General features: G+C 27.4%; 14 protein-coding genes. 3 read left to right on the forward strand and 11 right to left on the reverse strand.

Translation table 11 applies throughout. The features are described from left to right. Positions 1 to 39: 39 nt before the first annotated feature. Complete coding sequence (locus ACKTTQ_RS16185; protein WP_408049802.1) at positions 40 to 912, forward strand: aldose 1-epimerase family protein; 873 nt, start codon at positions 40 to 42, stop codon at positions 910 to 912. 8 nt (positions 913 to 920) lie between these two features. Here ACKTTQ_RS16185 and ACKTTQ_RS16190 read toward each other — a convergent pair whose 3' ends face one another. Beyond that, on the reverse strand, positions 921 to 1,766 hold the full coding sequence (locus ACKTTQ_RS16190; RefSeq protein ID WP_093870771.1) for an AraC family transcriptional regulator: 846 nt from the start codon (positions 1,764 to 1,766) through the stop codon (positions 921 to 923). A gap of 97 nt (positions 1,767 to 1,863) precedes the next feature. Between ACKTTQ_RS16190 and ACKTTQ_RS16195 the strand changes: the two genes are divergently transcribed. Next, positions 1,864 to 2,970 (forward strand): alkene reductase, encoded by a 1,107-nt coding sequence (locus ACKTTQ_RS16195; RefSeq protein WP_408049803.1) that lies wholly within the window; start codon positions 1,864 to 1,866, stop codon positions 2,968 to 2,970. Positions 2,971 to 2,981: 11 nt separating this feature from the next. On the opposite strand, the gene ACKTTQ_RS16200 is transcribed toward ACKTTQ_RS16195, so the two are convergent. From ACKTTQ_RS16200 to ACKTTQ_RS16245, 10 genes are all read right to left on the reverse strand, one after another. Then, positions 2,982 to 4,019, reverse strand: a complete 1,038-nt coding sequence (locus ACKTTQ_RS16200) for an AMP-binding protein (protein WP_408049804.1) — start codon at positions 4,017 to 4,019, stop codon at positions 2,982 to 2,984. Position 4,020: 1 nt separating this feature from the next. Further along, a complete protein-coding gene (locus ACKTTQ_RS16205) occupies positions 4,021 to 4,989 on the reverse strand; it encodes a CPBP family intramembrane glutamic endopeptidase (protein ID WP_093870768.1) in 969 nt (322 codons plus the stop codon). A 3-nt stretch (positions 4,990 to 4,992) separates the two neighbouring features. Continuing rightward, positions 4,993 to 6,030 carry an o-succinylbenzoate synthase gene (locus tag ACKTTQ_RS16210; RefSeq protein WP_408049805.1) on the reverse strand — a complete coding sequence of 346 codons (1,038 nt, stop codon included), beginning with the start codon at positions 6,028 to 6,030 and terminating at the stop codon, positions 4,993 to 4,995. Next, a complete protein-coding gene (locus ACKTTQ_RS16215; protein WP_093870766.1) occupies positions 6,030 to 6,545 on the reverse strand; it encodes an SRPBCC family protein in 516 nt (171 codons plus the stop codon). Before ACKTTQ_RS16215 ends, ACKTTQ_RS16210 begins: the two co-directional genes overlap by 1 nt. 19 nt (positions 6,546 to 6,564) lie before the next feature. Then, positions 6,565 to 7,242 carry a metal-dependent hydrolase gene (locus ACKTTQ_RS16220; protein WP_093870765.1) on the reverse strand — a complete coding sequence of 226 codons (678 nt, stop codon included), beginning with the start codon at positions 7,240 to 7,242 and terminating at the stop codon, positions 6,565 to 6,567. Positions 7,243 to 7,246: 4 nt separating this feature from the next. Next, on the reverse strand, positions 7,247 to 8,053 hold the full coding sequence (locus tag ACKTTQ_RS16225) for a DUF4349 domain-containing protein (RefSeq protein WP_408049806.1): 807 nt from the start codon (positions 8,051 to 8,053) through the stop codon (positions 7,247 to 7,249). 21 nt (positions 8,054 to 8,074) lie between these two features. Then, positions 8,075 to 8,998: a 1,4-dihydroxy-2-naphthoate octaprenyltransferase gene (gene menA / locus ACKTTQ_RS16230; protein WP_113785998.1), complete on the reverse strand. Its 924-nt coding sequence runs from the start codon at positions 8,996 to 8,998 to the stop codon at positions 8,075 to 8,077. Between the two features lie 89 nt (positions 8,999 to 9,087). Next, a complete protein-coding gene (locus ACKTTQ_RS16235; protein ID WP_408049807.1) occupies positions 9,088 to 9,486 on the reverse strand; it encodes a hypothetical protein in 399 nt (132 codons plus the stop codon). A 116-nt stretch (positions 9,487 to 9,602) separates the two neighbouring features. Further along, positions 9,603 to 10,802: a response regulator gene (locus ACKTTQ_RS16240; RefSeq protein WP_113786000.1), complete on the reverse strand. Its 1,200-nt coding sequence runs from the start codon at positions 10,800 to 10,802 to the stop codon at positions 9,603 to 9,605. Between the two features lie 82 nt (positions 10,803 to 10,884). Then, positions 10,885 to 12,072, reverse strand: coding sequence for a glycosyltransferase (locus ACKTTQ_RS16245; protein WP_093870760.1), 1,188 nt, complete (start codon positions 12,070 to 12,072; stop codon positions 10,885 to 10,887). 549 nt (positions 12,073 to 12,621) lie between these two features. Here ACKTTQ_RS16245 and ACKTTQ_RS16250 point away from each other — a divergent pair. Further along, positions 12,622 to 12,879, forward strand: a complete 258-nt coding sequence (locus ACKTTQ_RS16250; protein ID WP_093870759.1) for a hypothetical protein — start codon at positions 12,622 to 12,624, stop codon at positions 12,877 to 12,879. The last annotated feature ends 36 nt before the right edge of the window (positions 12,880 to 12,915 follow it).

A 12,915-nucleotide genomic window follows, 5' to 3' on the forward strand; every position in this document is an offset into this window, starting at 1 on the left:
TTATTTTATACCTTTAATTAAAATCTGTTTATTAAAATAATGATTACATTAGAAAACGAATATCTAACTATTCAATTTAAAAAATTAGGTGCAGAGCTAACTAAAATATACTCTAAAGAAACTAAGTTAAATTATTTATGGAATGGTGATGCAACTTTTTGGAAACGTCATGCTCCTATTTTATTTCCAATTGTTGGTAAATTAAAAGATAATGCCTATAAAATAAATGGTGAATTTTATGAATTACCTCAACATGGATTTGCTAGAGACTTAGAGTTTTCTATTGTTAATAAAACTACTTCTAAAATTACTTTTGAACTTACTTATTCAAAAGAAACACTAATTAACTACCCATTTAAATTCACCCTACAAGTTAGTTATGAATTGAAAAAAAATCAAGTGTTAGTTAATTACAAAGTCATTAATGTTGACGATACAACAATATTTTTTTCTATTGGCGCACATCCAGCTTTTAATTGTCCTCTTGTTAAAGGAACTTCTTTTAACGATTATTACCTTGAATTTGAAAAAGCAGAGAAACCTACTCAATTGTTTTTAAACCCACAAACTGGATTCAGAAATAATATTTCTAAAACAATAAATCTTGAAAAACAAATAGATCTATCTTATGATTTATTCAAAAATGATGCTTTAATGTTTGAAGGAATTGAATCAAAAAAGGTTTCTTTAAAGTCTAAAAAACATAATCATGGAATACATTTACATATTCCTAATTGGAGATATTTAGCCTTCTGGACAAAAAAAACAAACACTCCTTTCATTTGTTTTGAACCATGGATGGGTATTGCGGATAATGAAAATACAGATCAAGTTTATTCAACTAAAGAGGGAATTCAAGAACTTTCTGTAAATAAAACCTATGAAAATGAATATCGTTTTGAAGTTTTTTAAAACTTTAATTAATTATACTCACTAGGGTTTTTACCAAAATATTTTTTAAAAGTTTTATTAAAATGACTCGAATCAACAAACCCTATTTTTTCTGCTATTTCTGACATATTTAAGTTTGTTTGTTTTAATAAACGCTCAGCTATTTTCATCTTCGAATTCGTTACATAGTTCTGAATGGAAATACCAGCTTCTTTTTTTATAAATACACTTACATAATTAGGAGACATATTAAACTCTTTTGCTATTGTTTTTATTTTAATTTTTTCTTTATCAAGTATGTTTTGACGTATGTAACTTAATATATTTTCTATTCTTTCTTTCTTTGAAAGGATTATGTTATCAGATAAATCAAAGCTTGCCTTTATATTCCTTGAAACAATAATAAGTAAAGCACCAAATAATTCAAGTAATACATTTCTACTATAAACAGACGTATTTTTTATTTCTGTTTTAATTAGTTCATATAAAGCAAACAATTGTTTTCTATCAACATCATTTTTTACAATATTTCCAGTAATTGTATTGGTATGAAAAATTACACTCTCAACTCGATTCTTCCAACTAGTATTAGAAAAGAATTCTGTTTTTTCAATAAATAGTTGCTCAGTAAACTTTATAATTCCAAATTTAGTCGTTTCAGAAATTAAAAACTCGTGCTCATCTTTAGGTGTTAAAAAAAACAAATCTCCTTCTTTATAATTAATTATACTTTCATTTAGTACATGTTTCCCTTTTCCCTTTAAAATAAAGGTAAGCTCAAAAAAATTATGTTTATGCTTAGGGTGTCCCCACTCATTAATTGAAGTAAACTCTAGTACATCTAATGATTTTTCTAGATTAAATCTTGTTGCCATAAGCTATTCACATATTTATACAAATATATAATGAATTTATACATCAATACCACTAATTACACGACATAACTTTGTACTAACAAATCCTAATACAAAAATGAAAACTACTTTATTTACACCATATAATATGAATGGAATCTCATTAAAAAATCGTTTTTTAATGGCACCTATGACTCGTTCAAGAGCTGCCCAACCTGGTGACATTCCTAATAAATTAATGGCTACTTATTATGGACAGCGAACTTCTGCTGGTATTATTATTACTGAAGCTACTCAAATTTCCTTACAAGCAAAGGGATATGCTAAAACTCCAGGGATTTATACCCCTGAACAAATTAAAGGATGGAAATTAATTACTGAAGAAGTACACAAAAAAGGAAGTAAAATATTTTTACAATTATGGCACGTAGGTAGAGTATCAAGTTCAAGAGTAAATGGATTACAACCTATTGGCCCATCTTCAAAAATAGCCAAAGAAACCAATGTCTACATTTTTGATGGTGCTCCTAATGGTGACGCAACTTTTATTCCTGTTGAAGAACCAAAAGAAATGAACCCAAATGATATTAAACAAGTTATTGAAGAGTTTAAAATAGCTGCTAAAAATGCTATAGACGCTGGATTTGACGGTGTTGAAATCCATGGAGCTAATGGGTATTTAATAGACCAATTTTTAAGAAGTAACTCTAACATTAGAAAAGATAAATATGGGGGAAGTAAAGAAAATAGGATTCGTATTTTAAGTGAAATAACTCACGCAGTGGTAAATGAAATTGGAACTGATAAAACTGGTGTTCGCTTATCACCTTTTATAAGTTTTAAAGATATGAATGATCCGGAGATTTTAGAAACAATAATGTTAGCTGTTAAAAAGCTAGAAGAAATAGGTATAACTTATATTCATTTATGTGAAGCTGATTGGGATGATGCTCCTCTAATTCCAATCAACTTTAGAAAAGAATTAAGAAATACATTTAGTAAAACTATTATAGCTACTGGAAATAAAACTCCAGAAGAAGCTGATGAGTTATTACAAGAAAACTTAGTTGATTTAGTTGGTTTTGGTAGAAGTTTTTTAACCAATCCTGATTACCCAAAAAGAGTTGAAATGAATTTAAAAATGAACGAAATAATTGATAATCACACATTATTTGGCGGTGGAGACACAAGAGGCTATACTGATTATCCTTTCATAAAAAAGTAAAAAACTTATCCTTAAAATAGTAAATCCAATGTTTTTTTACGTTGGATTTTTTTTGTTTCTGTTTCTATAAATTCAGAAATAAAATACACTTCTTTTGGGTACTCATATTTAGATAATAAAATGTTTTTATCTAAATCTAACCTACATTTCTTCCCCTCAACAATTAAAATTAACTTTTCTCCTAAAACAGTATCTGAAACTCCAGCTACAAAAAAACGCTGTGATAAAATATTCGAAAGTTTTTCTTCTATTACTTCAGGATGTAATTTTATTCCTCCAGAATTAATAACATTATCATACCGTCCTAACCATTCAAATTCAGTTTCAGATATTAATTTTATAACATCATTCGTTATTATTATTTCTTCTGATACTTTGGGTGCTTTAATTACTAAACATTGCCTTTCATCTTTTTGTACAAATACATTAGGTAATGTTTTATAAAAAGATTGCTCAGGTCTATTTTTCGATGAAGAAAAATTATTTAACTTTTTAACAGCAATATGCGTGATAGTTTCAGTCATACCATAAGTAGCAAAAACCTCTGTAGAGATTCCTTGTATTTTTTCTACTAAATCAGTTGAAACTACACCACCACCAACTATTAATTTCTTCACTCTATATATTTCATTCAAAGATGCCTGTAACTGTAAAGGTACCATTGCAGAAAAATCATAAACTTTATCAATACCATCAAGTGGATTAGATTTTGGCTCAACCACATTAATATGCCAACCTAAAGTTAATGCTCTTACCAACATCATTTTTCCTGCTATATAGTTAGTAGACATGCATAAAAGCGCTGTAGTTTTTTCTTTTAAATTAAAAAAAGTTCCAGTAGCTATAGCTGAATTACGCATATGCTCTTTCTTTAATTGTATAGATTTAGGAGTACCTGTTGATCCAGAAGTTTGTACTACAATAAAATCTTCATCATTAAACCAATTAGAGAAAAAATGATAACTATCAACAGATAAACTTTTAGAATACTCTAATAATTCCTCCACATCTGTAAAACTTCGACTATTTAACTGAAAATCAATATTCATATTAATTTACTTTGCCTATGTCTTCTAATACTTCATCACCTGCTGGAGCACTTATCTTTCCTACAAGTTTATCTTTCCAGTTATTCCATCCATATTTTTTAGAAAAGAATATTAACATTAAAGGATACAAAACAAATACTGGAAGAAACATCTCCAATCCAACTGAAGGCTCAGAGGTATCTATAAATAATGCATTTGTTTGAAAAACTGTCCAATCTGTCGTTACAAAAAATGCTGCTACGATATTATTAATGGCATGTAGCCCTAAAGCCAACTCAGTTCCTTCGTCCATTAATGTTGTTATTCCAAAAAACAACCCAGTTCCAATATAAAACACCATAGAAACAGCCCCTAATTTTTCAACTTCAGGGTTAGCCCCATGCAATAAACCAAAGGCTACTGATGTTATAAGTAAAGGAAGCCATCTATTTTTTACTAAAATTCCTAAAGCCTGCATAAAATAACCTCTAAAAAGAAGTTCTTCAAAACTAGTTTGTATTGGTAAAAACAAAAAGGATATAGCTACTAAAGTAAAAAAAGGTACGGCATTAAAATTCCATACATAACTCTCTGGTTCTAATAAAATACCAACTCCAATTACTAATGATGAAATAATTCCCCAAGTAAAAAAACCAAACCAAAAACGTTTCCAATCAATTTTGTTTCTACTTGTTACTATTGTTTTTACAGGTCTTTTATGAACAAACTTGATTCCTATAAACAAAAAAAGTAATCCCAAAGCAAACATTACTATCATCATAAATAAAAACAAGTTTTTATTTATATCTAATGTCATAAAATTATCATTAGCTGCTTGGGTAAATTCAGCAACATCAGCTGAATGGAGAATTGCTGTTAACGCTAAAGGCATTACACCTAAAAATTGCCAACCAAAAAAAACAATAAAAATAACAAGTATATACAAATACCATTTATTTTCTCCTTTATATGCCTGCTGTATAAAATTCATATTCTATATTTTAAAATTCCATTTTTTGTTAGTAACATATTGTAAATTTCCATTTTTCACTTCTAAAGGACTCTCAAAATTGTTCGTAAATAAACTTCCAGTTCCTAATCCTTGGGGTAATGGATTATTTAATGTAAACGTCCATTGAGCTATAGCATTCAACCCTATATTACTTTCTAACGCACTTGTTATCCAGTTACCGGCGTTGTATTTTTCTGCTATCTTAATCCATTCATTACTACCTTTTATACCACCTACCAAACTTGGTTTTAAAATAATGTATTGTGGTTGTATAGTTTCAATACATTTTTGCTTTTTTTCTTTTGAAAAAACGCCAATTAAATCTTCATCTAAAGCAATTGGCAAAGGCGTTTTTTCACATAAACTAGCCATTTCTTGCCATTGTCCTTGTTTAATAGGTTGTTCAATAGAATGCATTTTTAATTCAGATAATCTTTGCAATTTATCTAATGCATTTTCAGGTTTAAACGCCCCATTAGCATCAACACGTAGCTCTATTTCATTAGGAGAAAACTCTTTTCTTATCGATTTTAACAATGCTATTTCTGTTTCAAAATCTATTGCCCCTATTTTCATTTTTATAGTAGTAAACCCTTGTTGCAACTTATCTTTAATTTGTTGTTGCATAAATGTTTTGTCTCCCATCCAAATTAAACCGTTAATAGAAATTTCACTTTTCCCTTCAGTGAAATTTGATGGAAATAATTCAAAAGGGTTAGAACTATTTAATGATAGAAATGCTTGTTCAAGTCCAAATTGAATAGACGGGTATTCAATTAAGTTATTTAAGAGTTTTTCTACCCCTAAATTAATGTTTGCACATGCCCACTTTAATTTTTGTTCATAATCAAGAGTATCATCTATACTCAATCCTCTAAACAAACCACACTCTCCATAGCCTTTCTTTCCCTCTTCTTCAAGAATTATAAACCACGTTTCTTTAGTTCTTAAAACACCTCGTGAAGTTCCACTTGCTTGTTTAAAATTTAACAGGTACTGTTTATAGTTTGCTTTTATCATTAGTTTTTTTCTACAAACTCTTTAAAATTAGTAAGATATTGTTGGTCTTGTTCCTGTAACTTCCCTTTCACAAATGGTAACATACATCCTAAAATAAACCCTGTACTTTTACAGTTTGCCTTTAGCTTAATTATAGTATTACCCCCATTACTTTCAAATATATAGTCGTCTGTTTTAAGCATTCCTCCTCCATTGAACATTAGCTTTACTTTTTTATTCGGTTCATATGCTAACACCTTTTCTTCTAGAGTCATTTCTTGCCCTTGACTTATCACCGTAACTGCGTAGGTACTACCTACCATTCCATCAACTTTATTGATTTCTTTAATAGATTTAATTTCAGGAATCCATTTTGATAAATTTTCATCATTATTAAAAATAGCAAAAACTTCTTCTACTGGTTTATTAATAGTTACTTTAGATTCATAATTTAATTCTTTAATTATTAACCCTGTAGCAAAAAAAGCAATAGACAATGTTATGATAATTCCTAAAATAATTTTTACTGTTTTCATGATAGTACTATTTATAAATTTATATTGTTATAGATTCACCTATTGCTAACAAGGTTAATTCTTTGTCTTTAATTGAAAATTGTTTTTTAGCATCTTCTGTATTTATTTCTATTGGAGGAAATGTATTAAAATGACATCCAATAACTTTATTACATTCTACTAAATCACATGCTATAATTGCATCTTCAACTCCCATTGTAAAATTATCACCTATTGGAAAAATAGAAGCTGTTAATTTTGTAGTCATCGGTATTAATTTCATATCCATTGTTACTGCTGTGTCTCCTGCAATGTATAAAGATTTATTCCCTGAACTAATTACAAAACCTCCTGGTTGACCTCCATAAGTTCCATCAGCAAAAGATGAAGTATGTATTGCATTTACATATTTAGCAGAAAATTTATCAGTTTTAAATGTACCTCCATGGTTTACAGGATGCCCTTTTAAATTCTTTGCATTATAATACATTACTATTTCATAATTAGAAACAATAGTAGCATCCGTTTTTTCCGCTATCAACTCAACATCTAATACATGATCTTGATGTGCGTGTGTTAGTAAAATATAATCAGCTTTTATTGTTTCAATATCTATATGAGTTGCTTGAGAGTTTCCTGTTATGAATGGATCAACAAGTAAATTGGTTCCATTTATTTCTATACCAAAACAAGCATGTCCGTAAAAAGTAATATTCATTTTTTTATTTTTTTCTTTTATTTCTCCATCTTTTAAACAAATAAAAAACTAGAGATATTAATAATATGAATGGCCAAATATTAATTATAAAAATTAAAAATGTTTTTAAATTTTTAAAACCATTTTTAAAAGCTTCAGAAATATTTTTACCAAAATTAGTTTGACTAGAAATTGTTTTATAAAAAGTGATATTTAATGTAGAGAATGATACTTGGTTTTGTAAATATTTTAGTTTTCCTTCAGCAACTTCAATATCTTCTCTTAATTTACCTATTTCTTTTTCTACTTCTAAAATTTCTTTTACGCTTTTAGCCTTTTTAAGAATTTCTAAATATCTTTTCTCTAACTCTTTTTTGTTTTTTAATCGAGCTTCTACATCTAAAAATTGTTCTGTAACATCTTTAATTCTAATATTTTTTTGATCAAAACTCTCAATTCCTTCAGAAATATCTTTTAATAAAGCATCAAAATTAGTGGCCGGAACCCTTATATTTATCACTGTACTTTTTCTATCAGATGAATTATATTCATTATCCGTTGAAACATATCCTTTATACTTTTTTACAGCTTGAAGAATTTTAGCTCTCGTTTTTTTCAAATAAACTACTTCAAATTCAATAGAACCATTTTTAATTAATTTCCGCTCCTCTGAAGGAGTTTCAGAAGAAACTCTTTCTACTTTTAAAAGATTTCCTTGTACAGAATAATCTTCATCAAAAGCAATTTCCGAATAACCATAGCTAATTTTTTCGTTATCCTTACAACCAACAATAAAAATAAATAAGACTATTAATTTTAAAAATGTTTTCACAAAACTCGTTTTTGTTTAAATTTACAAAACTTGTCCTAATCCAAAAAGGATGGCAAATAAAAATGTGCTTAAAGCTACTTTTTTCAATTCTCCATCTAATAACACTTCCTCTTTATTTTTCATCACAAAAATCAAATGTTTTATTAATGGAATATACGCTACTATAAATAAAAATTGAAATGGTGATTGATATTGTATTACTGTGTATAAGAAAGTAAATAAGAAAGAACTAACTAATAAACTATAGTGATAATATTTTGCTGATTCAGCTCCTAATTTAACAACTAGTGTATTTTTATTTGATTTTGCATCATTTACTCTATCTCGCATATTGTTTAAATTCAACACTGCAGTGCTTAATAAACCAACAGTAAAAGCTGGTAAAAAAATGACGAAGTTTAACTCTTTTACATATAAAAAATAAGTACCTACTACTGATAATAAACCGAAGAAAATAAAAACGAAAACATCTCCAAATCCGCTATACCCATAAGCAGATTTACCTACTGTATATTTTATTGCTGCTACTATAGATGAAACTCCAAGTGCAAAGAAAATTACAGAGTATAAAAAGTTTTCTTTTCCAAAAGCCTCATAAATAAGTAATAAAGCGATCACTAACGTTATAATCGCAGTAATAATCATTGCTCTTTTCATTTGTTTAGGTGTAATTACTCCAGATGACACCATTCTTGCTTCACCTTTTCTATCGTTATCAGTTCCTTTAATACCATCTCCATAATCATTAGCAAAATTAGACAATACTTGAAAACCTATGGTAGTTAAAATTGCTAACCAGAAAATGCTAGTCAACCAAAAAGAACTCTTTACACATGAAGTGTTATTCAAAAAAAACATTTCATATCCTATTGAAGCTCCAACAATAATTCCTGATACTGATAATGGCAAAGTTCGCAGGCGTGCTGCTTTTATGTAGTTTTTCATTTATCCAATATAATTTTCAAAGATAAATATTTACACCTAAAAAAAGGAAGACTACATCTTCCTTTTTATCATTCCTTTTTATTCTATTTTTATTTATTTATCATAACATCGAAACTAACCTTTTTTCCTGGAGAATCTATTATAAAAGCTCTTTCTTGAATTAAAATATTATCTCTGAACATTTGTATATCAATTGAGTAATTTCCAAAGTTTTTGGTAGTTTTATCTTGATATTCTATACCTAAACTAGCAGCAAAATTAATTTCTCCATTGTATGATTTTTTAAAAGGTAAACTTCTAACATCATACGTATCATCAAATTTAAAAAAACCTGACTCAATAAATACTGTTCTTATTTTTGCCTGATGATTAGTATCATTACTATTTACTTTAAAAGTAACTGATGAAAAATCACTTTCATCTAACGAGAAATCTACATCGTTACATGAAAGAAGAAATAAACACAGAAGGGTGTAAAAGTATTTCATTTTGTATATTATTTTGATTATTAGCTTACACTAATAACAAAGTTTATACCATAAAAACATATACATAAGAGTACAATACACTTTTAAGAAAGTTTTATATCTTAAATAGAATTACTCTATTCTAATGAAGTCATTTTTGCTTTAAAACTTGGTTGATATTCTATTTTTTCTTCCCTTTTTCTATATTTCCATATTATTTGTCCTAATTGAAAAATAATCTTAAATGAATCTTTCATTGATAATTTTGAACCATCAACATGGATCCATCGTTTTAAAGGTTGTTCACATATCATTTTTTTAGCTTTCTCTAAACTAAAAGTTTTTCTTAATCGAATAAATAACTCTACATCAAACAACCATTTAGTTAAAAACTTTTCACTAAACAGTAATCTTACCACATCTTTTCTAAATATTTTAGCACCACATTGAGTATCTTTAATATCCATAGATAAGATTTTTCTTATAATATAGTTTATCATTAAACTTATAAGACCTCTAGCAGAATCTTTAGCAATATTTGCTCCCATTCTTTGAATTCTAGAACCACTTACTATCTTATAATCTGAATTTTCAATTGTTACCACTAAATCTTCAAAATCATTAAAATCAGTAGATAAATCTGCATCTAAAAAACCAACATAATCTAAAGCTTTATAACGTTGTAAGTACAGCATTCCCTGTCTTACTGCTTCAGCTTTCCCACCATTCTTTTCACAATTATATATTGTTATATAATCTTCTCTTCCTACTTTCAACTCTTCTAAAACCTCTAAAGTTCTATCAGAACTTCCGTCATTTACAAAACATAAATAATACCCTGAATAATTATCTAAAACCTTTAAAAATTCATCTTTTAATAATCTATCTTCTTCATTATAACAGGGAATTACAACACCAACTACTCTTTTCTGAATAATTATATTTTCATTAAAATTTGTATTGCTTTCTTGTAATTCCGGTACTCCAATTAAACGTTTAGTTCTTACGCAGATTTCATTTAAACTAATTGGTTTTTTCATGTAATCATGGATTCCTAAATCAAAACCTTTAACTACATCATTATTATCAGTACTTCCCGATAATATCATTATTTTTGATGTTGATTTTTTATTTTTTTTAATATGTTTAAGAATGTCAAATCCAGAAATTATAGGCATATTAATATCTAATATTACAAGATCTGGACTAAACGAATCAAATAATTTAATTCCATTAAATCCATTTGTTTCCGTTTTCACTTCATAGCCTAATTTTTTTAATCTCTTTTCAATTGGTAATAAAACTAATTCTTGGTCATCAATAATAAGTATTTTCATGTTTCTTTTTTTATAGGGACGGGTTATATTTATTTTTATAACTTATTATATAAGAAATAAGTTATTTTTACTAATCAAGTTTTTATTTTAAATCTACTTCACTAATAATAGTATTAAACGTATCTAAATACATTTGTGCTATTTTAGACATTGGGTATTTGGTAGCTGCTTCATAATTGGCTTTTCCTAATGACATTCTGTAAGTATCATCTTTAATTATTTTATTTAAAGCCGTAGCTAAACTACTTGCATCTTCAGTTTCAAAATATTCAGCTTTATATCCTTCTTGTTCAGATAACGTTGCTAAATCATCAATGTTTGGCATCACAACTGCTCGTCCATAACTACCCGCTTGATGCAATACCCCTGAACTGCCAGTTGTAGAAGTATAAGGAAAAACAACAACACTACTTTCTTCAAATAACTTAGGAACAGCACTTTCTTCAACATAACCTGTAAAAACAAGCTTAGGTACATGCTTAAATGTTTCTTTTACCTTTTTTAAATATCCGGGAACATTTGGGTTATCAGTACCAGCTATAATAATTTCTAAATCTATTTCTTCTGTTGCTCTTAATTTCTCAACAGCTTCAATTAATACCTCTACCTTTTTATATGTGCCAAATTTTCCGAAGGTCATTATTTTTTTTGGTCCTTTAGGAATGCTATAAGAAGGCTCAGTTAGTTCTTCAAAAGTTCCATGTGGTATACACTTAATATTAGTAGCTTTATATTTATCTTCTATTATTCCAACGTATTTATTAATAGTTACCGTAACGACATTAGCTTTTAAAATGAGCTTTGTTAAAACTGTACCAATATAATTATATATAGAAGCAAGTGTTTTATTACCAGTAAAACCGGCTTTATTCAAGTCAACCTTTTCTAAAATATTATGTAATAATACTATAGTAGGTATTTTTTTTAATTTAAAAATATAGGGTAGCGTTAAGCCTAATGCAGCAGGTATTTTTTTATCACCAAATTTCATGAACTGCAAATTAAGCAGTATAGCATCTGGTTTAGTTTTTTCAATAGCTTTAGATATAGTTAAAAAATTAGAAATTTTATTAAACTTCCAACATTCTACTACAGATATCTTACATCCTTTTTCTTTAAAATCAATAATCTTAGCTTCTTTGGTAACATCTGTTAGCAAAATAAGCTCCGTTATTTCTTTTTTTACTCTAAAATTTTTCACCAAATAGTAACCATATTCATTTAAAGTTACCTTACTTGGTGGATAAGCAGTTATAATTGCTAGTTTCATAAATTATTTATAAGCATTTGGTTAATAATAAAACAAACCGAACGTCCCCCTATAAATCAATTATTCTAAACATAAAATATATAACTTTAATATTATGAATATACTTAAAATAAAGTAATTAGCAAAAAAATATTGTGCTAATTATTTAAAAATCAATTTATTTACAATTATTCTCACACTAAATATTAGTATCGTAGAACTTATTCTTTAACAAAAAAAAGAGTTATTTTTAATAGGAAAGTTAAACTCTATAAATTTTCAAGCTACCAAATCTATTTAAATAGTATTTCAAAAACATACATAAGTTTGTAACTTAAGAATACTCACAAAATATTCTTTTCAAGAATATTTTGTTTTAAGTTTTACTGATTTATAAAAAAACAAAAAAAGGTAAACACTAGATTAACAGACACTTAATGGATTCCCCTTAAAAATCTACGGGAAACCCCTTAAATGAATTAAGGGGCATACACCTATTTCACAAATACTTAATTATCAGTAAATTAGATATGTATTTTTTTAACATAAGTATTAACCAAATTTTATTATATGGCAAACATTACAATTAATCAAGATAGTATTATTAAAAAAGGGAGCATAGATGACATGCTAATTAAAGTTTTTAGATCAAGAAGTAACACCTTATTAAAAGATAAAGATATTGCACTTACTTTTTGTTATATCACAAAACTCAAGAAGTTTGATATTGTTCCTACTTATGAATTTTCTAATAAACTTAAAAATTTTATTAAATCAAACTTATCTGATTTTTTAATATTACAAGATTCAAAAGTTTATAGCTATTAAATTTCTAAAAGTCCCCCAAGAAAAAAGGCTGTCTTC

Origin of the sequence: Tenacibaculum halocynthiae, assembly GCF_964512825.1 — a bacterium.
Lineage (GTDB): Bacteria > Bacteroidota > Bacteroidia > Flavobacteriales > Flavobacteriaceae > Polaribacter > Polaribacter halocynthiae.